Genomic DNA, 20540 nt, shown 5'->3' with positions numbered 1-20540 from the left:
TAGTGGATGACCTTTCATCAAGTTGGGGAATCTGTATTTATGATACTCCGAGTCCGGGCCTAAAGGTTAGTCGTGCCCCTCAGCCCTGGTGTCTACAAGCATAACGTCTACCGGTGCCTTCTTCGCCACGCTTCCTGGGATGTTGCCGAAGATCCGCCCGGCCAGCGAACGCATGCCCTTGTTACCCACGACAAGCAGGTCAACCTCGTACTCAGCAACAGACTCAAGCAGCACATTCGCCGGCTGTCCTGCCTTGGAGACGACGTTGATCCTCGGGGCCTGCTCCTCCTCGGCGATGGCGCGGGCACGGGCGAGGATGTCCTGCGAACCGGTCTCGGTGACAATGTCGATTTTGCTCAGCTCCGCGTTGGTGGAGTTGAGCATCGAGCCGGAGGCTGTGTAGTGCGCGCAGATGACAGTCAGCTGCGCATCGTACACGCGGGCGAGGCTCGCGGCCGCGCGTACAGCGACGAGTGAAGTCGGGGAGCCGTCTGTGCCCACAGCGATCGAGTTATAGGTGTGCATGGTGCGTCAATGCGCCTTTCTAGTGTTAGTTACCTGTGTCTTTCATACCACGGAGTTCCTTCTTCAGGTCCGCTATCTCATCGCGGAGGCGCCCCGCCAGCTCAAACTTCAGCTCACGGGCGGCGTCACCCATCTGTTTCGTCAGCTCGTCGATAAGCGATTGCACCTCGTCGGAGGCCATGGTGGAGGTATCCGGCTTGGCCACCACCGCGGCCTCTCCTCCGCCCGTCTCTTCTGCGTCGGCGTTTTCGTAGACCTGATCCAGGATGTCGGCGATCTTCTTGCGCAGCGGCTGCGGGTCGATGCCGTGCTCCTTGTTGTAGGCGAGCTGCTTCTCGCGGCGGCGCTCCGTCTCGTCGATCGCTTCCTGCATCGATTCGGTGATCTGGTCGGCGTACATGATCACCTCGCCCGACACGTTGCGGGCCGCGCGTCCGATCGTCTGGATCAGCGACTTCGTCGAGCGCAAAAAGCCCTCCTTATCCGCATCCAAAATGGCCACGAGCGAGACCTCCGGCAGGTCAAGGCCCTCGCGCAAGAGGTTGATGCCGACGAGCACGTCGAACTCGCCGAGGCGCAGCTGGCGCAACAGCTCGACGCGCTGCAGGGTGTCAATATCAGAGTGCAGGTAGCGCACCTTGATGCCGTGGTCGAGCAGGTAATCGGTGAGGTCCTCGGCCATCCGCTTTGTCAGCGTGGTCACCAGCACTCGCTCTTGCTTCTCCACGCGCTGACGCACCTCTTCGATGAGGTCGTCGATCTGCCCCTTGGTGGGTTTGACCGTCACCTTCGGATCTACCAGCCCGGTCGGACGGATCACCTGCTCGACGAACTCGCCGTGCGCGGCCTCGAGCTCGTAATCGCCCGGCGTCGCTGACATGTACACAGTCTGGCCCACGCGAGCTTCAAATTCGTCAAAGGTCAGGGGCCGATTATCGACGGCACTCGGCAGGCGGAACCCGAACTCCACCAAGTTACGCTTACGCGACATATCGCCCTCAAACATGCCGCCGATCTGCGGAACCGTGACGTGCGACTCGTCGATGATGGTGAGGAAGTCCTCGGGGAAGTAATCAATGAGCGTCGCCGGTGCGGAGCCAGGGCCGCGGCCATCCATGTGCCGCGAGTAGTTCTCAATGCCGGAGCAAAAGCCCACCTGTTGAATCATCTCCAGGTCGTACTCGGTGCGCATACGTAGGCGCTGCGCCTCGAGCAGCTTGCCCTTGTTTTCCAGCTCCTCGAGCCGGTCCGCCAGCTCCTCCTTAATCGCCTCGATCGCCTTTTCCATGCGCTCGTCGGTGGCGACGTAGTGCGTGGCCGGGAAAATCCGGACCTCGTCTTCCTGGCTGAGCACATCGCCGGTCAGCGGGTGGATGTAGTAGAGCTCGTCGACCTCGTCGCCGAAGAATTCGACGCGCACAGCAACTTCCTCGTAGGCGGGAATAATGTCCACCGTGTCACCCTTGACCCGGAAGGTGCCGCGTTTGAAATCGACGTCGTTGCGTTCGTACTGCACATCCACCAGCAAACGAAGGAAGCGGTCGCGCTCAACCTCCTCGCCCACGCGCAGCACGATCGAGCGGTCCAGGTAGGACTGCGGAGTACCCAGGCCGTAGATGCAAGACACCGATGACACCACGACCACGTCGCGTCGTGAGAGCAGCGCCGAGGTCGCCGAGTGGCGCAGCCGCTCCACGTCGTCATTGATCGACGAGTCTTTTTCAATGTATGTATCGGTCTGCGCGATGTAGGCCTCCGGCTGGTAGTAGTCGTAATACGACACGAAGTACTCAACCGCGTTATTGGGCAGTAGCTGGCGCAACTCGTTGGCCAGCTGCGCGGCTAGCGTCTTGTTCGGTGCCATGACCAGGGTGGGACGCTGCTGCTGTTCAATGAGCCAGGCAGCCGTGGCAGATTTACCGGTACCCGTGGCACCCATGAGCACCACGTCTTCTTCCCCGCGGCGCAAGCGCGCATCCAGCTCCGCGATCGCTGCGGGTTGGTCGCCGGAAGGCTCGAATTCCGAAACAACCTCGAAGGGCTTTTCACGACGCTCAATTTCGCCAACGGGCCGAAACTCTGAGTGCGCCAGGACCGGGTGTTCTGCAGCAAAAGCCATAGTCGCCAGCATACGCGACCACCTGCGCAGAAATACCGTCACGTGTCACAATGGGGCACATGCTTTCCACGCTTATCCCCCATGGCTTTCGTATCCGCGAGCATCGAATCGAGGTCCCCTGGGACCGCGCGGACCCGTCGCTGGGCACACTCGAGCTCTTCGCCCGCGAGCTGTACACCGACCCCGACGCGCCGCCTCTCGCCTACTTTCAGGGCGGTCCCGGCAACCCCGGGCCGCGCATGCTCATGGGGTGGATTCCGGAAGCCCTCAAGCACTACCGCGTCTTCCTTATCGATGAGCGCGGAACCGGCCGCTCGACACGCATCGACGGCACGCAAAGCTCGCTTATCGACGCCGCGCACCTCTCCCTCCTCCGCCCTCCCGACATTGCCGCCGACGCCGAGGACTTGCGCCGCCACCTCGGCTTTGACACCTGGGACGTGCTGGGCAACTCCTTCGGCGGGATCTGCGTCGGTGCCTACCTCTCCTATTTCCCCGAAGGAGTAGGACGCGCCATGATGACCGGCGTCGTCCCTCCCTTTGGCACTTCTCCAGAGGAATTCAACCGCCAATCGCTTGGCCTGATGGCGCAGCGAATGGAACGCTTTTACGCTCAAGTTCCGTGGGCCGAAGAGCGGATTCGCGAGGTGTGCACCCACCTGGCCGACACAGAGGAGCGCCTGCCTACCGGCGAGCGCCTCACCCCAGAGCGCTTTCGCTTTATCGGAGTGCGGCTCGGGGAGGAGACGGGAGCCGATTCCCTCGCCATGCTCTTGGAAGAACCGTTTCACCGGGGCGCGGACACGCGGCTGCGCACGGACTTCCTCGCCGGCGTTGGCGCGGTCGTAAGCCTCGCGCCGAACCCACTCTGGGCCGTCGTACACGAGCAGATCTTCGCCGGTCTCGAACCTGGCCCAACCAACTGGGCAGGAGCGAGCGCATACGAAAATGCTCCCGGGTTTTCGGTGCACGCGGATCCTCAGAGCGAAGACCCTTTCTACCTGCTAGGAAACGCGTTCTTCCCTTTCCACTTCGACCAGGATCCTGCGCTTCTCCCCTTCCGCGACGCGGTCGTCGAGATCGCGCAAAGGGAGAGTTGGCAGCCAAGTGTGGACGCGGACGAATTGTGCAGGAACCAAACTCCAGCCGCTGTCCTGCTCTACGAGGACGACCTCTACGTTCCCTTCGACTACGCCAGCTCTCAGGCAGCGCGAATCCCGAACCTCGCAGTCACCACTCATCCGACGTACCAACACGACGGCATCTACCTCCACGGCGCTGAAGTCTTCCGTCAGGTCCACGCCGCACTTCCGTCACATGAGGAAAAGTTGCGATAGGTAATCTGATCCAACGTCATACTGTTGCGATGATTGTCAGGTGTTTATAAGGTCTTTGCTATGACCTCTACCCAACGCTACGACGCGGCCCGCGCCGCCATCGCCGCCTCCGGGCTGCGCCAGCGGGAGGTTGCAGAGTACCTGGGTATCGACGCAAGCAAGCTCTCCAAATCGCTTTCGGGCGTACGCCGGTTCACCGCAACGGAACTCTCCCGGCTGTCCAGTCTCACCGGCGTGCCCGTCCACCAACTTGCGGAGCGCACCACCGCTCACCAACCAGAGGGTTCCAAAGACGATGCCCGCAAAGCCGGCAAAACCACGGTGCAGCACGCTCGTTCCACCCGCCGGCGCACCATCGTCAACGCAGCCTGGCCCCTGTTCGCTGCACATGGATACCAGCCTGTCACTGTCGCGGACATCGCCGCTGCCGCGGGCATGTCCCCCTCAGCGGTCCACTATTACTTCCCCACTAAGCGCGACATCTTCCTTGCCACGTTGGACGCGTGCTCACGCCAAGGCGTCACGCGCCGGGCGGCGGCCTACGCAATCGCAGACCCCGTAGAACGACTCTGCGCGCTCTTTGAAATCCAGCTCGACGGATCCCCGGAATCGTACCGGGAGTGGGCCACCTGGGCGCAATTCTGGTCCTCCTCCCCGGCCTTCACTGATGCACATGCAGCGACGGAAATTGCCTACGCACGCTGGCGCGACGAGCTCCTGCCTCTGGTGCAAGACGGCATCGCCGCTGGCGCGTTCCACGCAACGGACCCAAATATGATGGTCACCGTACTCACTGCGCTTATCGACGGCCTCGGGATACGCATGCTCCAAGGAGACCTCCGCCCCACCGACGTACGCAACGTCGTAGCCGCCAGTATCCGCGGCTGGATTGCGCGGAGCGACAGCGGCGGGCACGGGCTCGCCACGAATGATTTGCCAGTCCATGAAGCCAGAGAATACGAAAGCACGGTGTGAAGATATGTTGCAGCTGAGCCGCAGGCAGCTCCTGCGTGCCACGGTGATGGGAGGTGCGACACTCGCGCTCGCGTCGTGTTCAACCGCCCCCGTGGAAGAAATCGATACCTCCGGCCCCCCACGCAAGGGCGGCACGCTGCGCGTCGGACTCGTCGGCGGCTCGTCCACCGACACCATTGACGCACACATCCCAACGAGTACGAGCGACGCCGCCCGCGTCATCAATATGTATGACTCGCTCGCCTGGCGCGACGACGACTACAACCTGGAGTACCGCCTCGCCGAATCGATCGAGCCGAACGAGGACGCCACCGAGTGGTTCATCACGCTTCGCGAGGGCGTGCAATTTTCTGACGGCCGCCCGGTGCGCCCCGAGGACGTCATCTTCTCCTACAACCGCATCCTCGACCCGGAGGATCCGAAGTCTGGCGCAGCCTCCATCTCCCACATCGAGGACATGGAGGTGCTTGATAACCGCCGGCTGCTCATCCGCCTCTCTATCCCAGACGCCGCGCTCGTCGACTCGCTCGCCGAGTACCAGATGGGCATCGTTCCGGAAGATTACGACCCGAAGCACCCGATCGGCGCCGGCGCCTTCAAGCTCGAGAGTTTTACCGCAGGCCAGTCCACCACCTTGGTGCGCAACGAGAATTACTGGGCCGGTCCCGCCCACTTGGATCAAGTTCGCATCATCGACTTTCAGGAGGAGGACGCCATGCTCAACGCGTTGTTGTCTTCCCAGGTCGACGCGATCGGCAGCTTGAACCACGCCCTGGCCCGCGTGATCGACGAGGATCCGCGCTTGAACACGCTGGTCTCCGAAACCGGCATGTGGCTGCCACTGACCATGCGCGTGGATGTCGCTCCTTTCGACGACGTACGCGTCCGCCAAGCGATGCGCCTCGCTGTGAACCGCCAGCAAATGGTCGACCAAGTCTATTCGGGGCAAGGTCAGCTGGGCAACGACATGTTCGCGCTTTACGACGACGCCTACCCCGCAGACCTGCCGCAACGCGAGCAGGATGTGCAACAGGCGAAGGCGCTACTCGCCGAGGCCGGCTACCCGGATGGCATCGAGGTCGAGCTTGTGACCTCGGAGATCCAGTCGGGCTCGGTGCGCACCGCCCAGGTCTTTGCCGAACAAGCGCAAGAAGCCGGCATCAAGGTCAAGATCAAGCAGGTGGACGCCTCGACCTTCTACGCCTCCGGCAACTACCTGGAGTATCCGTTCGCGCAGTCCTTCTGGTATACCCGCAATTTCCTGCAGCAGGTCAACCAATGTGCGACCGCGGACTCGCCCTTCAACGAGACGCACTGGGTGCGTGAGGACTTCACCCAACGGGTGCACGAGGCACGCGCGATCGTCGATAAGCAAGAGCGCGAAGCGCGCATCCGGCAGCTGCAAGAAGAGCTCTACGACGAAGGCGGCTACATCATCTGGGGCTTTGCCAACCAGATCGATGCCTACCACAAGTACGTCGTTGGCCTCACCCCTCACCCGAGCGGTGTGCCACTGTCACAGGCCATGTTCCACAAAATCTGGATTGCGGAGGCGTAACAGCAATGGGGAAATTTATTCTACGACGGCTCTCGGTGAGCATCTTCATCCTCATCGCGGTCTCCATCATCATCTTTTGCGCGACGCTGCTGTTGCCGGGTTCTCCCGCGACCGCCATCCTCGGCCAGCAGGCCACGCCCGAGCGCATCGCCGCCCTCGAAGCGGAGATGAATTTGGACAAACCGCCGCTGCAGCGCTACTTCCTGTGGCTGGGCGGCCTCTTTACCGGCGACCTGGGCACATCCACATCGACCGGTGGCCCCGTCGCGGAGCTGCTCGGCGAGCCACTGGCGAACTCGCTGGTGCTCATGCTGCTTGCCGCGGTGGTGTCGATCCCGATCGGCATTCTCGTCGGCATTTACGCGGCGTGGTGGCGCGGCTACAAGCGCGACCAGGCGATCACCTGGATCACCCTGATCCTCGCCGCGATGCCGGAGTTTGTCATCGGTATCGCCCTGATCACGCTCTTTGCCACCTCGGTCTTCCAGATCCTGCCGGCAGTGACCATGTCTCCGCCCGGTAGCCACGTGTGGGAGTTCCCCTCGCAGCTCATCCTGCCCACCCTCACACTGGCGCTCGTGGTCAGCCCCTACATCGCCCGCATGACGCGCGCGACAATGGTAGAAACGCTGGACTCGGGCTACGTCGAGATGGCGCGGCTCAAGGGCGTACCGGAGCGCCGCGTGATCTTCCGACACGCGCTTCCGCACGCTGTCGGCCCGATCGCGCAGGTCGTCGCGATCCAGCTCGCCTGGCTCGCCGGCGGCATCGTGGTCGTCGAGTACCTGTTTAGATACCCGGGCCTCGGCGTCGCGCTCATCGACGCCGTGAACTACCGCGACGTCCAAGTCGTGCAAGCCGTTTCCCTCCTGATCGCCGTGGTCTACGTCGTGGTGAACCTCATCGCCGACATCGTGAGCATCATGGCCAACCCGAAGCTGAGGAGCAACTGATGACACTGCCCCACAACACCCCGGATACCCCTGGCACAGACGTCGACAGCGCCCCGGACGACGAGCTCAAGGTCTCCCTGTCCAAGCCGGCCCCCGTGCTCGCTCGCATTTGGGCGCAGCCCGAGGGCAAGGTCGGGCTCGTGCTGACCTCCCTGATCATCGTCTGCACTGTCATCGGCTACTTGTTTGCCGAGCAGATCACCGGCTACTCCACCACGGAGTTCCTCGGCCTGCCCTTTACCAAGGAAGGCACCTTCGGCACGGACAACCTCGGCCGCTCTGTGTTCTCGCGCTTCATCGCCGGCGGTCTCGTGCTGCTCGTGACGGCGTTCCTCGCCACCGCGCTCGGCATGGTCGTGGGCACCATCCTCGGCATGGTCGCTGGCTACGCCGGCGGCTGGGTTGATTCGGTGCTCATGCGGCTCAACGACGTTCTCCTCGCGTTCCCGCAGCTGATCTTCGCCATGCTGGCTATCGTCATCTTCGGCCCTTCCGCGACCGTCTTGGTGCTGGTCATCGGCCTCACGCACGCCCCGCGTATTGCGCGTGTGGCACGCGCCTCCACCATGGCAGTCACCAACGAGGACTACATCCGCGCCGCCCAGATGTACTCGATGCCGCACAGCCGTATCCTGACCCGCGAGATCTTGCCCAACATCACTGGCCCGCTCGCCGTCGAGGCCGGCCTGCGCCTGACCTATTCCATCGGCTCGATCGCCTCGCTGTCCTTCCTCGGCCTGGGCATCCAGCCCCCTGCCGCGGACTGGGGCCTGATGATCAACGAGAACCGTATCGCGCTCTCCTTGCAGCCCTGGGGCGTCCTGCTCCCGGTGCTTGCGATTGCGCTGCTGACCATCGGCACCAACATGCTTGCCGACGCCACCGCCCGCGCCACGGCCTCCACCGCAATGCCCGCGAAGCCGACCGAGGAAGAGTTGGAGGCTGCCCGCCAGCCGAAGCACGAACCGATCCGCCACACCGAGGAGGCGTAACACCATGACGACCGCTTATACCCCTTCCGCCTCCGCCGAGCACGCGGCTGAGAACGAAGTCGTACTCGACGTCCGCGACCTGCGCATCCGCGCCAACGACGGCACCGAGATCCTCCACGGCATCGACTTCCAGCTGCACCGCGGCGAAATCGTCGGCCTGGTCGGCGAGTCCGGCTCCGGCAAGACCACGGCCGGGCTCGCGGCCCTCGGTCACTGCCGCTCGGGGCTCTCGCTTACCGACGGCACCATCACCCTCCACACCCGCAACGGCGAAACCGTCGACGTGCTCGGCCTCGACGAGGAAGAGCTGCGCGACATGCGCGGCTCGCGGGTGGCATACGTCCCGCAGGATCCCGCGCTGAGCCTCAACCCAGCGATGCGCATCGGTGAGCAGATCCGCGAGGTCCTCGATGAGCACAACTACGACGGCGAGAAGCAAGACCGCATCCGCGAGGTCATGCGCGACGTCGACCTGCCCGACACGGACGAATACCTCTCCCGCTGGCCCCACCAGCTCTCCGGTGGCCAGCAGCAACGCGTGGGCATCGCGATGGCCTTCGCTTTGCACCCCGACGTGCTCATCCTCGACGAGCCCACGACCGGTCTCGACGTCTCGACGCAGGCGCACGTGCTGGAAACCATCCGCGAGATGACCCAACGCCACAGCGTCGCTTCGCTCTACATCACCCACGACCTGGCTGTGGTGGCCGAGTTGGTTGATCGCGTGATCGTGATGCTGCGCGGCGACATCGTGGAGGTCGGCACCACCCGCGAGGTGCTGTACTCGCCCCGCCACCGCTACACCAAGAAGCTCTTGGCTTCCATCCCGGACTTGGAGGGCAAAAAGAACATCGCCGGCCTCAAAGAGGTCGAGCCTGCCGCCGCGGAGGGAACGCCACTCCTCGAGGTGCGCAACCTGGAAATGGCCTACGGCGACAACAAGGTGCTCCACGGCATCGACCTCGAGCTGGAGCAGGGCGAGTCGATTCTCCTGCTGGGCGAGTCGGGCTCCGGTAAGACCACGTTGGCCCGCTCCATCGCCGGGCTCAACCCCGGTTACACAGGCTCGGTCCGTTTCAATGGCGAGGAGCTGGAGCACGGCAGCCGGCAGCGCACGCTCGACCAGCGCCAGGGCGTGCAGTACATCTTCCAGTCCCCGTTTTCCTCGCTCAACCCGCGCCGCACCATCGGCGAGTCCCTGAGCGTGCCGATGGAGATGTCGAAGCGCCTACCGCGTGCCAAGCAGCGCGAGGTAGTCCACGAGGTCCTCCAGGCGGTCCAGCTCGACCCCAGCTTCTACGACCGCCGCCCCGGCGACTTGTCCGGCGGCGAGCGCCAGCGCGCCGCTATCGGGCGCGCACTCGTCAACGCGCCTTCGGTGTTGGTGTGCGACGAAATCACCTCGGCCCTCGACGTCTCGGTGCAGGCTTCGATCCTCCGCCTCTTGGCGAAGCTCCGGCGTGAGCGCGGCCTGTCCATGCTCTTTGTCACCCACAACATCGCGTTGGCGCGCCACGTCGCCACGCGAATCGCGGTGCTAAACAAGGGCGTCATCGTCGACTCCGGCCCGGTCGACGAGGTCCTGCAAAACCCCCAGCACGACTACACCAAGCACCTGCTGGCGGATATCCCTGCGCTGTAGCGACTCGCTAGGCTGGTGGATATCATTGCCCACCAGCCCAAGGAAGCGAGCAGCCGTGCCCGAAACCCAGCACACCCGTGGTGCCCACTCCCTTTCCCCTCACCCCGCCACCGTCGATCTCAAACCGCTGCCGCTGCCCCCACTCGAGCAGACGCTCAACGAGTACAGCACCGCGTTGTCCGCGGTCCTTGATGCCGAGCAGCAAGCCCACGCCTCCCGCGTGATCGAGGACTTCGCGCAGAGCCAGGGCCCGCTTCTCGACGCCGCGTTGCGCACACGTGCCGCCTCCCGCGAGCAAGAAGGCACAAACTGGCTGCATGACGAGTGGTACGAGGGCTACCTCACTGTTCGCGAGCCGCTTCAGCTGAGCACCAACGTCGGATTCCAACTCGCCCCCTTCCCCGGAGAGGCCACCGGGATGCAGCGCGTGGCCGAGGCCATTCAGCGCATCGCGGCGGTCCACCTGCAGGCGGCGGGCGAAACGCTGCCCGAAGATGTCGACGCACGCGGCAACCGCATCACGCTCAACCAATGGTTCGTCTTCAACGGCGGGCTACGCCACCCGCACCCGGAAATGGACGAGATCGTAGTGTGCACGCAGCCTGTGGCCCACCGCGAAATCGGCGTCTTCGTCGACGGCCGACTCTTCGCGCTGCCCATCAGTGACGAAGCAGGCAACGTCGCCCCGCGCGACTTCCTCGCAGCGAATCTCCACGAAATCCTCACCACCGCCGCGCGCACCGAAGCCCCCTCGGGCACCGACTTCAACGCGGCCTCACTCACCGGCTCCGCGCAGCTTACCGACGAGCTCGCCGGGCTTGTCGAGCGCAACCCGCGCACCTACCAACGGCTGAGCGACTTCCTGTTTACCGTCGACTTGCTCAATACCGAGGATCGTTCGGATGCTGAGCTGCTTGCCGACCACGCCTTCCGCCCCCGCGGCGCCTGGGTCTACAAACCCCTAAGCTACCAGCTGGGACTGGACTCCGATTGGACCGCAGTGCACGTCGAGCACTCCTGCCAAGACGGCGGCACCTTGGTCACCGCGGTCGCGCGTATGCAGACGGTCGAGGTCCAGGAGTCCTCTGCCCTCGGCGAACACACAGCCGAGGAGCTGTCCTGGGATGTCGACGACGCCCTTGCGCGCAAGCTCCGCGATCGCGCCGACGCCTGCGCCGCGCAGGCCGCGCCCTACACGGCAACGCTGCACACCGTAGACATCGCACAGCCTGCGGATCTGCCCTTCAAATTCAGCCGGGACGCGAGCGCCCAGCTCATTATGACGATCGCGCAACAGCTCACGTACGGCCGCGTCCGCGCCGTGTACGAAGCGGTAGACATGCGAGAATACCGTGCCGGCCGGACCGAGTGTCTGCGCGCGCTCACCCCGGAGGCTGCCACATTCGCGAGCAACCTCGTCGCTGGCAGCGCCACTCGCGAGCAGTTGGTCGCAGCCGCTGAAGCGCACAGGGCATGGGTGAAGCGCTGCAAATCCGGCAACGGTTTCGACCGCCACCTCCAGATGCTGGAGCACCTCGAGGCCCAGGATCCCGACACACCTGGCGCTGCGTTTTTCACCGATGCCGTTGTCAACGCCGCGCGCAAAGACTTCCTGTCTACGACCTCCGTCGGCAGCGCTGAACAGATCGTCCGCTATAGCTTCGCGCCGACGATGTCAGAGGGGTTTGGCATCAACTACACCCCACTCGCGAACGCCACCGAGTACTGCGTGTCCTACAACGCCGACACCGCGCAGGATGCCCAAGCGTTCATAGCTCACCTTGCGCGCGCTTCCGAGCTGCTTTGGCAATTCTGCGGCGAGCTCGAAGGCTAGGGGTCGACGGTCCGCTCAGGCCGGTCACGCGCCGTGTGGCCGTAAGCCACTCTTCCAGTTCGCCGGCCTCGCGCCACTGCTCGTAGAGATCTGAGTCGTGAGAGTTCAGCAGCTCCCGCACGTGTTGCTCGAGCCAGCGGCGGTCGCGGAAGGAAAACTCGAAGGCCAGGGCCTCCCGAAATTCCTCCGAGGGCAGGTGCCCGTTCAGCACGGCGACAAGCGCGATCACCACTTCCGCCTGCGCGGAGTCGAGGGGTAATTCCCGGCATTGGAAGCGGAACTTATCCATATTGAACGTGCCATCTGCGAGCGCGCGCACGGCATCGCGCGCGTGATCGTTGTCAAACGGCCCATAGTTCCACGTACCCATGAGTAACGAATCTAAGGCAGTGAAGTTTACCGAGGTTGTCGGCAAAGCAAACAGTGGTTAAACACCAAGCAATATGTTGGTAATCGTGGCGACGAGCGCATCAACCTGCGGTTCTAGCTCCTCGCGCGTGCCATTGTTATCCAAGATCACGTCTGCAGCAGCGCGACGCTCTGCGTCCGGGATCTGTCGCTCGATCCGGTTTCGCGCATCCGCTGCGTCGAGGCCGCGCTTTGCGACGAGCCGGCGCACACGCTCTTCTGCATCCACGTCCACCACCACGGTCAAGTCCATGGATTTGTGCATGCCAAGCTCGATGAGCAGCGGCATGTCGTAGACTGCAGCCTTCTCACCCGCCTGAGCCAGCGCTGCGAAACGGCGCTCGGACTCCTTTCGAATTGCGGGATGCGTGATGGCATTGAGCTTTTGTGTCGCGTCCTCGGAGGCGAAGGCACGACTGGCCAATCCAGCCCGGTCGAGCGTCCCGTCTTCGCCGATGAGATCCGCGCCAAACTCGGCGGCGACCTCATCCAGCACCGGCGAGCCCGGTTCCATGATGTCGCGGGCGATCTGGTCGGCGTCGACTACTGGAAAGCCGTGGGAGCGCAGCATCTCGGCGACGGTGGATTTGCCGCTACCGATGCCGCCGGTGAGTCCGATCATGTACATAGAGCCGATGATAGAACACAAAAGGGCCCGCGCCGAACGTCGCTAAGCGACATCAGCGCGGGCCTTTTCTAAGCGAACTTAGTTGCCGGTGAGCTTGTCGCGCAGTGCGGCGAGTTGCTCATCGGAAGCCAGGGAGCCCATGGACGACTCTGCCGAATCGGCTGCCGGAGCTGCAGCGCTGGAGTCGGAAGAGTAGTTTGCCTGGTCTGCTGCCTGGTCCGCGGCCTCTGCGGCAGCGGCGCGGTGACGCTCCACCTGGGCGGCGTGTGCCTGGTGGCGACGCTCTGCCTCGGCGTAGCGTGCCTCCCACTCCTGGCGAGCCTCGTCGTAGCCTTCCATCCACTCGTTGGTCTCCGGGTCGAAGCCCTCCGGGAAGATGTAGTTGCCCTGCTCGTCGTAGGAGTCGGCCATGCCGTAGCGGGACGGATCGAACTCCTCGGTGAAGTCCTCGTCAGCCTGCTTGAGCGACAGGGAGATGCGGCGACGGTCCAGATCGATGTCGATGACCTTGACCATGACCTCTTCGCCGACGTTGACAACCTGGTCCGGCACCTCGACGTGGCGCTGTGCCAGCTCGGAGATGTGGACGAGGCCCTCGATGCCCTCCTCGACGCGCACGAACGCACCGAAGGGAACGAGCTTGGTGACCTTGCCCGGCACGATCTGGCCCACAGCGTGGGTGCGGGCGAAGACGCGCCACGGATCCTCCTGGGTCGCCTTCAGCGACAGGGAGACGCGCTCGCGGTCGAGATCGACGTCGAGCACCTCGACGGTGACCTCGTCGCCAACGGTGACAACCTCGGACGGGTGGTCAATGTGCTTCCAGGACAGCTCGGACACGTGGACCAGGCCGTCGACACCGCCGAGATCGACGAAGGCGCCGAAGTTGACGATGGAGGACACGACACCCTTGCGCACCTGGCCCTTCTGCAGCTGGTGCAGGAAGTCGGAGCGAACCGCGGACTGGGTCTCCTCCAGGTACGCGCGGCGGGACAGGACGACGTTGTTGCGGTGCTTGTCCAGCTCGATGATCTTCGCCTCGAGCTCCTGGCCGATGTACGGCTCCAGGTCGCGGACGCGACGCATCTCAACCAGGGATGCCGGCAGGAAGCCGCGCAGCCCGATGTCCAGAATGAGGCCGCCCTTGACAACCTCGATGACCGTACCGGTAACCGGCTGGTCGTTGTTCTGCAGCTCCTCGATGGTGCCCCAAGCACGCTCGTACTGAGCACGCTTCTTGGACAGGATGAGGCGGCCTTCCTTGTCCTCCTTGGTCAGGACAAGCGCGTCGATCTCGTCGCCGACCTCGACCACATCGTCCGGGTCGACGTCGTGCTTGATGGACAGTTCGCGGGTCGGGATGACACCTTCGGTCTTGTACCCGATGTCAAGCAGAACCTCGTCGTGGTCAACCTTGACCACCTTGCCGCTGACGATGTCGCCATCATTGAAGTACTTGATGGTGGCGTCGACTGCAGCGAGAAATTCCTCAGGGCCACCGATGTCGTTGATGGCTACCTGCGGTGCGTTAGTAGTGCGCATAAGTGTATGTGCTCCGAATTGAATAGGAGATCGTGATTGGACAGGGGCGTATCTCTCGCACCCACATGTGTTTGACTTCAGGGTGGATCTCGCGCGAGGATCGACCCGAGCCCTCCTATTACGGCTGGTGTCGCCCCGATACTGCGATACGCCCCAAACACACTAGTGCTTGACACCTGCGCGGGCAAATCATATACGCACGTCACCGCCGCTTCCCCAACCCCGAAAGGCCCCATGCGCGAAAGCCGTACCGCCTCGCAAGCCAACCGTCGCTTTTGGGACGCCGACGCGCCGCGCTACCACGCCGACCACGCCGTGTATCTGTCCAGCTTCTATTGGTGCCCGGAGATGCTCCACGAAGCCGACGCGCGCCTGCTTGGCGACGTCTCCGGTTCCTCCATCCTCGAAGTCGGTTGCGGCTCAGCCGCCTGCACTGAGTGGCTGAGCAAGCAGGGTGCGCGCCTTGCTACCGGCTTTGACATTTCCGCCGGCATGCTCTCGCGCGCGAACCCCAGCCTGCCGCTGAGCCAAGCCGACGTGTTGGCGATCCCCTACCGAGACAACGCCTTCGACATCGCCTTCTCCGCGTTCGGTGCGCTTCCCTTCGTGGCTGAGCTCGATGTCGCACTGGCCGAGATTCACCGGGTGCTGCGTCCCGGCGGCCGTTTCGTCTTCAGCGTCACTCACCCGATGCGCTGGGTCTTTCCCGACGACCCGGAGGTTTTCACGGCCGCCATCAGCTACTTCGACCGCGCCTACGAGGAGCGCGACGCCCACGGCGAGCTCACCTATGCGGAATACCACCGCACCTTCGGCGATTGGGTGCGCGCGCTGCGCGGCGCGGGCTTTTCGCTTCTCGACGTCACCGAGCCCACCTGGCCGGCCAACCTCGACACCACCTGGGGGCAGTGGTCGCCCGCGCGCGGCGCGGTGTTCCCGGGCACCGCGATTTTCTCCACCCGCGCGACTTAGCACACTGTGTCGCGGTCCAGGAAAACCGACACGCCCCCGCATGGGGTAAGTGAAAGGTTTGGGAACATAGGCGCTAAATGCGGACTTCAAATTCGACCATTTCGGCCGCGCGAGAGTGTCGCAGGTCACGGGAATCCCATATCGTGAAATCTGCCGAAAAATATAAAAGATGCCTCATGACTGAAGCTCCGGTGAACGTCCGCTGTCAGCATGCTCACGAACTGTTAAAGTCGACCTTGGTTTTCGAAGCGGCGAACAAACGCCACGCCGAGAACCTCTTCCCACCGGGGGTAATAAAAGAAAAGGGAAGATCACCGAGGTATTGGGGGATACCTCACCAAGGGGGCGGGGGCGTAGTTCTTCCGCACTAGGAAGAGCTACGGGCGGGGGACGGGCACACGGCCCTCCCCCGTTGTATCGGAGGGGGGCGCGGGGCCGGGTGCATAAGCAATGCCCCGCGCCCTCCGACGGCCAGAGATTGCGCGCTAGTGGGCCGCTTCGTTCCAGTTCGTGCCAGTGCCTGCGGACACCTCGAGCGGGACGCGCAGCGTGATCGCCTCGTCCATCTCCCGCTCGACAATAGCGCGCACCGCGTCGAGCTCGCCCTCGGCGACTTCCACCACCAGCTCATCGTGGACCTGCAGCAGCACCCGCGAGTCGTAGCTTTCCAGCTCGCGGTCGACGCGCACCATGGCCACCTTAATAATGTCGGCCGCAGTGCCCTGGATCGGCGCGTTCAACGCGGCTCGCTCGGCGTTCTCGCGCGCCACCCGATTATCGCTGTTGAGCTCCGGCAGGTAGCGGCGCCGGCCGAACACAGTGGACGTGTAGCCGTCGCGGCGCGCCTGCTCGACCACCTCGTCCAGGTAGCGTTTCACTCCGCCGAAGCGCTCGAAGTAGCTTTCCATGATCTGCTTCGCCTCGCCCGCCGAAATACCGAGCTGGTTCGACAGCCCGTAGGCGGAAAGCCCGTAGACCAGGCCGTAGCTCATCGCCTTGACGCGGCGGCGCAGCTCCGGGGTGACGTCATCGATCGGCACGTCAAAGACGCGGGACCCGACGAAGTTGTGCAGGTCCTCCCCCGCTTTGTAGGCCTCGATCAGCCCTTCGTCGCGGGAGAGGTGCGCCATCACGCGCATTTCGATTTGCGAGTAGTCCGCCGTCAACAGGCACTCGTAGCCCTTCCCCACGGTAAACGCCGAGCGGATTTCGCGCCCGGCGTCGGTGCGCACCGGGATATTTTGCAGGTTCGGGTCCGCAGAGCTTAAGCGACCGGTCGAGGCGACGGTCTGGTTGAAAGTGGTGTGGATGCGCCCGTCGTCGCGCACCGCTTTAATGAGGCCCTCAATCGTAGACTTCATCTTTTGGTACTCGCGGTGCAGCAGCAGGTAGTCAAGGAATTCGTGCGGATGCTTCTCGGCCAGCGATTCGATCTCGGCCGCGGCCGTCGAATACCCGGTCTTCGTCTTCTTCGTCTTCGGCAGCGCAAGCTTGTCAAAGAGCACGACAGACAGCTGCTTTGGGCTGGACAGGTTCAGGTCGGGCTCGTCGACAAGCGCGCGGGCCTTCTCTTCAACCTGTGCGACTTTGTCGGCACAGTCCTTGCGCTGTGCCTCGAGCACGTCGCGGTCGACGGCGATGCCGGTGTGCTCCATCTCGGCGAGGATCGTTACCAGCGGCAGTTCGAGGTCAGCGTAGAGCTCGTACTCGTCGATCTCGCGCAGCTGCGCGGTGAGCGCTTCGGCGAGTTCAAGGACGGCAGCGGCGGCGTCGAGAAGCGAGGTGTCGCCGAGCAGGCTTAACTGGTCGCCGCCGACGGTGAGCTGGCGCTGCAGGTGGCGCTGGTAGACGTCCGCCAGCCCGTAGGTGCGCTGCCCGGGCCGCAGCAGGTAGGCCGCGATCGCCGTGTCGTGCGCGATGCCGCGCAGCGTGATCTCGCGCCCGCGCAGCATGTGGTAGGCCGCCTTCGCATCGTGGCAGTATTTCGGGTCTGTCGATTCCAGCCATTCCTTGAGCGCCGCGTCCTCGGCCGGGGAAAGGTCCGCGGTGTCGCGCTGGATGCCGTGCCGCTGCTTATCGACGATCCCCAGACCCGTCACATCACCACCCGCCGGTACCGCCGTACCGGACAGGTAGAGGGCGAGGCCCTCGCCGCGGCGCGCCTTGAGCCAAGTGTCGAGCGGCTCGTCGGCCACCTCCACCTCCGGCAGCTCCACTGGCGGCTGCGCACTCGCGTCCTCGCCGTCGGTGGGCACAGCGGCGAGTACGCGCTCGCGCAGGTTGGCCCCGAACTGCAGGTCGTCGAAGGCCTTGGACACCTCGCTCACGTCGGCAGTCTTGAGCTCCAGGTCTTCCGGGCCGACGGGCAGCTCGACGTCAGTGACCATTTGGGTGAGTTCGCGGTTGAGCTGCACCTGCTCGATGCGCTCGCGGAAGTTGTTGCCCGCCACGCCCTTGATCTCGTCGGCGTGCGCGACTAGCTCCGCCAGCGAACCGTATTTGACGATCCACTTCGTCGCGGTCTTCTCCCCCACCTTCGGCACGCTCGGCAGGTTGTCCGAAGGGTCGCCGCGCAGCGCCGCGTAGTCCGGGTACTGCACGGGGGTGAGCCCGTACTTGCGCTCGACTTCCTCCGGCGTAAATCGGGTGAGCGTGGACACGCCGCGGGTTGGGTAGAGGACGGTGGTGGTGGCGTCGACAAGCTGCAGGTAGTCGCGGTCACCGGTGACGATGACGATCTCGAAGTCGCCGCGTGCCTGCGTGACCAGTGTGGCGACGATATCGTCAGCCTCGAAATTTTCCTTCGACAGCGTGACGATGCCGAGGCTGTGGAGTACGTCCTCGATAATCGGCACCTGGCCCTTAAATTCCGGCGGCGCGGACTCGCGCTGCGCCTTGTACTCCGGGAAGCGCTCCGTGCGGAAGGTCTTGCGCCCCACGTCGAAGGCCACTGCGACGTGCGTTGGCGCCTCGTCGGCGAGGATGTTGGCAAACATGGAGAGGAAGCCGTAGACCGCATTCGTATGCTGGCCGCCCGTGGTGGAGAAGTTTTCCGCCGGCAGCGCGTAGAAGGCTCGGAAGGCCATGGAGTGTCCGTCGATGAGCAGAAGGCGTTTTTGATCAGTCACGGTGCACCAGTCTAGCCGCCGCCCGCGGCACGCAATTTCCGGATCGCGCCGCCCATGGGCTACACTTTCCCGCGAGCCCCAGTAGCCCAATTGGCAGAGGCAACGGATTCAAAACCCGTCCAGTGTGAGTTCGAGTCTCACCTGGGGCACGCTCTAGCCCCGTTTCACAGCGGGGCTTTTTCGCGCTTGCGTTATCCATAGCCTGTATATATATACCCCCTATGGATAACGACCCCAAAACACAACTCGCCAACGACCTCGTCTGGGCCAGCAGCCGCTTCGCGCGCACCGCATACCAGGCCACCCCGGTCCAGCTCTCCTACGTCTCGCTGCGTGCGATGGCCGCGATCAACCGCGAGCCAGGCCTGCGCGTCGGCGAACTCGCCCGCCTAGAAGGCATCACGCAGCCGTCGATGAGCCAGGCAATAAAAAAGCTTGTCGACGACAACCTCATCACCCGCCACCCCTCCCCCGAAGACGCGCGCGCCACCGACCTCATGATCACCGACAAGGGCCGCGACATCCTCCAAAAGTACCGCGCCGACTCTGCCGCGCAGATCGTGCCCGTGCTCGACACGCTTGACGACGACGACATCGCCGTATTGAAGCGCGCCTCCGAACTTCTCCAGCACATCACCGAGGAACTTGCCCAGAACCGCTAACGACCCCCGAAAGCGGCCACACTCTTGCACAACAACGAACCAAACTCCATATTCAGGCAACCCGTCGCCGTCTGGGCGCTCGCCTTTGCCTGCACCGTCTCGTTCATGGGAACCGGGCTCGTCGACCCGATCCTGCCGGCGATTAGCCGGGAGCTGCACGCGTCGCCAACCCAGACGATGCTGCTGTTTACCAGCTATCTACTGATTACCGCGCTCGCGATGTTCTTCAGCGCGTTCATCTCCTCCCGCATCGGGGTCAAGGTCACACTCTTGATCGGGCTCGCGCTCATTGTGCTCTTCTCCTTTCTTTCCGGCGCTGCTGGTTCGGTGGACGCGATCATCGGCTTCCGCGCGGGCTGGGGCCTGGGCAACGCGCTGTTCATCTCCACCGCGCTCGCCGCTATCGTCGGCGCGGCAGCCGGCAGCGCGGGGCAGGCCATCATCCTGTACGAAGCCGCTATGGGCGTCGGCCTCGCAGTCGGCCCGCTCGCCGGCGGCCTGCTTGGCGAAATCTCCTGGCGAGCGCCCTTCTACGGCACCGCCGCCCTCATGGCGATCGGTTTTCTCGCTATCGCCACGTTGCTCCACTCGCGCTCGCACACACCTGAGTCGGTCGGCTTCACCGCGGGATTGACGGCACTCAGGGAACCCGCACTACTGACGCTGGGGCTCGTGGCCTTCTTTTACAACTTCGGCTTCTTCACTCTGCTCGCCTACTCCCCCTACCCAATCGACGGGGCAGCAGCGGCGGCGGGCAGAGACTTCGGCGCGATCGAGCTGGGGTTCGTCTTCTTCGGCTGGGGGCTCACGCTCGCGATTTCTTCCGTTTTCCTCGCACCCCGTCTCGTGCAGGGCTTTGGTCTCTTCCCAGTGCTGATCATCATTCTGAGTGGCTTCGGCGTTCTGCTCGCCGGGCTAGGCTTTGCAGCAGAGCACCTCACGGCTGTCATCGTTTTGGTGATCCTCGCAGGCCTGTTCATCGGCGTCTTCAACACCGTACTCACCGAGGCCGTCATGGAGGCCACACCTCTGCCGCGCAATGTCGCCTCCTCCACTTACTCCGGCCTGCGCTTTCTTGGCGGAGCGATTGCGCCCGCCGTTTCTGGCCCCTCGCGGCCTCCTTTGGCGCTGGTATGCCCTACTGGTTTGGGGCATACCAGCCTGTGTGTCTCGCTAATGATTCTCTTCGGTGGCAAACGAAACCTCGGCCATATTGTTTAGCGCATGCCTGTGCGCGCGCCGGGTTCACTGGCGCGCGGGTTTTT

The 20540-nt window shown here is 63.8% G+C and carries 16 protein-coding genes and 1 tRNA gene; 11 read left to right on the top strand and 6 right to left on the bottom strand.

What is annotated here, in order from left to right:
• Nucleotides 1-66 precede the first annotated feature (66 nt).
• Nucleotides 67-525: a universal stress protein gene (locus M3G14_RS05375; RefSeq protein WP_259925252.1), complete on the bottom strand. Its 459-nt coding sequence runs from the start codon at nucleotides 523-525 to the stop codon at nucleotides 67-69.
• 25 nt (nucleotides 526-550) lie between these two features.
• Nucleotides 551-2644, bottom strand: a complete 2094-nt coding sequence (gene uvrB / locus M3G14_RS05370) for an excinuclease ABC subunit UvrB (RefSeq protein ID WP_259925251.1) — start codon at nucleotides 2642-2644, stop codon at nucleotides 551-553.
• Between the two features lie 59 nt (nucleotides 2645-2703).
• Here uvrB and M3G14_RS05365 point away from each other — a divergent pair, with 59 nt between their 5' ends.
• From M3G14_RS05365 to M3G14_RS05335, 7 genes are read left to right on the top strand one after another with little or no spacing between them, the layout of a single operon-like run.
• Nucleotides 2704-3981 (top strand): alpha/beta hydrolase, encoded by a 1278-nt coding sequence (locus M3G14_RS05365; RefSeq protein WP_259925247.1) that lies wholly within the window; start codon nucleotides 2704-2706, stop codon nucleotides 3979-3981.
• A gap of 60 nt (nucleotides 3982-4041) precedes the next feature.
• On the top strand, nucleotides 4042-4956 hold the full coding sequence (locus M3G14_RS05360) for a TetR family transcriptional regulator C-terminal domain-containing protein (RefSeq protein WP_259925246.1): 915 nt from the start codon (nucleotides 4042-4044) through the stop codon (nucleotides 4954-4956).
• 4 nt (nucleotides 4957-4960) lie between these two features.
• A complete protein-coding gene (locus M3G14_RS05355) occupies nucleotides 4961-6514 on the top strand; it encodes an ABC transporter substrate-binding protein (RefSeq protein WP_259925243.1) in 1554 nt (517 codons plus the stop codon).
• 5 nt (nucleotides 6515-6519) lie between these two features.
• On the top strand, nucleotides 6520-7467 hold the full coding sequence (locus M3G14_RS05350; protein WP_259925242.1) for an ABC transporter permease: 948 nt from the start codon (nucleotides 6520-6522) through the stop codon (nucleotides 7465-7467).
• Nucleotides 7467-8459 (top strand): ABC transporter permease, encoded by a 993-nt coding sequence (locus M3G14_RS05345; RefSeq protein ID WP_259925240.1) that lies wholly within the window; start codon nucleotides 7467-7469, stop codon nucleotides 8457-8459. Before M3G14_RS05350 ends, M3G14_RS05345 begins: the two co-directional genes overlap by 1 nt.
• 4 nt (nucleotides 8460-8463) lie before the next feature.
• Nucleotides 8464-10101: an ABC transporter ATP-binding protein gene (locus tag M3G14_RS05340; RefSeq protein ID WP_259925239.1), complete on the top strand. Its 1638-nt coding sequence runs from the start codon at nucleotides 8464-8466 to the stop codon at nucleotides 10099-10101.
• A gap of 55 nt (nucleotides 10102-10156) precedes the next feature.
• The gene (locus M3G14_RS05335; RefSeq protein ID WP_259925234.1) at nucleotides 10157-11935 is read left to right on the top strand and encodes a choline/carnitine O-acyltransferase; all 1779 of its coding nucleotides are present in this window, start codon (nucleotides 10157-10159) and stop codon (nucleotides 11933-11935) included.
• Here M3G14_RS05335 and M3G14_RS05330 read toward each other — a convergent pair.
• The 3 genes from M3G14_RS05330 to rpsA all read right to left on the bottom strand — a co-directional run bounded on the left by M3G14_RS05330 (nucleotide 11871) and on the right by rpsA (nucleotide 14513).
• The gene (locus tag M3G14_RS05330; RefSeq protein WP_259925233.1) at nucleotides 11871-12305 is read right to left on the bottom strand and encodes a DUF4259 domain-containing protein; all 435 of its coding nucleotides are present in this window, start codon (nucleotides 12303-12305) and stop codon (nucleotides 11871-11873) included. The genes M3G14_RS05335 and M3G14_RS05330 overlap by 65 nt on opposite strands.
• 57 nt (nucleotides 12306-12362) lie before the next feature.
• Nucleotides 12363-12971, bottom strand: a complete 609-nt coding sequence (coaE, locus tag M3G14_RS05325) for a dephospho-CoA kinase (RefSeq protein WP_259925232.1) — start codon at nucleotides 12969-12971, stop codon at nucleotides 12363-12365.
• A 78-nt stretch (nucleotides 12972-13049) separates the two neighbouring features.
• Nucleotides 13050-14513, bottom strand: coding sequence for a 30S ribosomal protein S1 (gene rpsA, locus M3G14_RS05320; RefSeq protein WP_259925231.1), 1464 nt, complete (start codon nucleotides 14511-14513; stop codon nucleotides 13050-13052).
• Between the two features lie 234 nt (nucleotides 14514-14747).
• Here rpsA and M3G14_RS05315 point away from each other — a divergent pair, with 234 nt between their 5' ends.
• Entirely contained in the window at nucleotides 14748-15485 is a 738-nt protein-coding gene (locus tag M3G14_RS05315) for a class I SAM-dependent methyltransferase (protein WP_259925230.1), read from the top strand.
• 485 nt (nucleotides 15486-15970) lie between these two features.
• Here M3G14_RS05315 and polA read toward each other — a convergent pair whose 3' ends face one another.
• On the bottom strand, nucleotides 15971-18571 hold the full coding sequence (gene polA / locus M3G14_RS05310) for a DNA polymerase I (RefSeq protein ID WP_396122197.1): 2601 nt from the start codon (nucleotides 18569-18571) through the stop codon (nucleotides 15971-15973).
• A 117-nt stretch (nucleotides 18572-18688) separates the two neighbouring features.
• On the opposite strand from polA, the gene M3G14_RS05305 reads away from it, so the two are divergent.
• From M3G14_RS05305 to M3G14_RS05295, 3 genes are all read left to right on the top strand, one after another.
• Nucleotides 18689-18762, top strand: a tRNA-Leu gene (locus M3G14_RS05305).
• Between the two features lie 72 nt (nucleotides 18763-18834).
• On the top strand, nucleotides 18835-19275 hold the full coding sequence (locus M3G14_RS05300; RefSeq protein ID WP_259925226.1) for a MarR family winged helix-turn-helix transcriptional regulator: 441 nt from the start codon (nucleotides 18835-18837) through the stop codon (nucleotides 19273-19275).
• Between the two features lie 24 nt (nucleotides 19276-19299).
• A complete protein-coding gene (locus M3G14_RS05295; RefSeq protein WP_259925222.1) occupies nucleotides 19300-20496 on the top strand; it encodes an MFS transporter in 1197 nt (398 codons plus the stop codon).
• Nucleotides 20497-20540 lie beyond the last annotated feature (44 nt).

It is taken from the genome of Corynebacterium sp. p3-SID1056 (genome assembly GCF_025152525.1).
Lineage (GTDB): Bacteria > Actinomycetota > Actinomycetes > Mycobacteriales > Mycobacteriaceae > Corynebacterium.
This window is presented reverse-complemented; position numbering and strand designations above follow the sequence as displayed.

Coding starts and splice junctions, on each gene's coding strand:
- M3G14_RS05375 (WP_259925252.1), bottom strand. CDS start 525: ATGCACACCTATAACTCGATCGCTGTGGGCACAGACGGCTCCCCGACT.
- M3G14_RS05345 (WP_259925240.1), top strand. CDS start 7,467: ATGACACTGCCCCACAACACCCCGGATACCCCTGGCACAGACGTCGAC.
- M3G14_RS05350 (WP_259925242.1), top strand. CDS start 6,520: ATGGGGAAATTTATTCTACGACGGCTCTCGGTGAGCATCTTCATCCTC.
- M3G14_RS05355 (WP_259925243.1), top strand. CDS start 4,961: ATGTTGCAGCTGAGCCGCAGGCAGCTCCTGCGTGCCACGGTGATGGGA.
- M3G14_RS05360 (WP_259925246.1), top strand. CDS start 4,042: ATGACCTCTACCCAACGCTACGACGCGGCCCGCGCCGCCATCGCCGCC.
- M3G14_RS05300 (WP_259925226.1), top strand. CDS start 18,835: ATGGATAACGACCCCAAAACACAACTCGCCAACGACCTCGTCTGGGCC.
- rpsA (WP_259925231.1), bottom strand. CDS start 14,513: ATGCGCACTACTAACGCACCGCAGGTAGCCATCAACGACATCGGTGGC.
- polA (WP_396122197.1), bottom strand. CDS start 18,571: ATGGCCTTCCGAGCCTTCTACGCGCTGCCGGCGGAAAACTTCTCCACC.
- coaE (WP_259925232.1), bottom strand. CDS start 12,971: ATGTACATGATCGGACTCACCGGCGGCATCGGTAGCGGCAAATCCACC.
- M3G14_RS05365 (WP_259925247.1), top strand. CDS start 2,704: ATGCTTTCCACGCTTATCCCCCATGGCTTTCGTATCCGCGAGCATCGA.
- M3G14_RS05330 (WP_259925233.1), bottom strand. CDS start 12,305: ATGGGTACGTGGAACTATGGGCCGTTTGACAACGATCACGCGCGCGAT.
- M3G14_RS05340 (WP_259925239.1), top strand. CDS start 8,464: ATGACGACCGCTTATACCCCTTCCGCCTCCGCCGAGCACGCGGCTGAG.
- uvrB (WP_259925251.1), bottom strand. CDS start 2,644: ATGGCTTTTGCTGCAGAACACCCGGTCCTGGCGCACTCAGAGTTTCGG.
- M3G14_RS05315 (WP_259925230.1), top strand. CDS start 14,748: ATGCGCGAAAGCCGTACCGCCTCGCAAGCCAACCGTCGCTTTTGGGAC.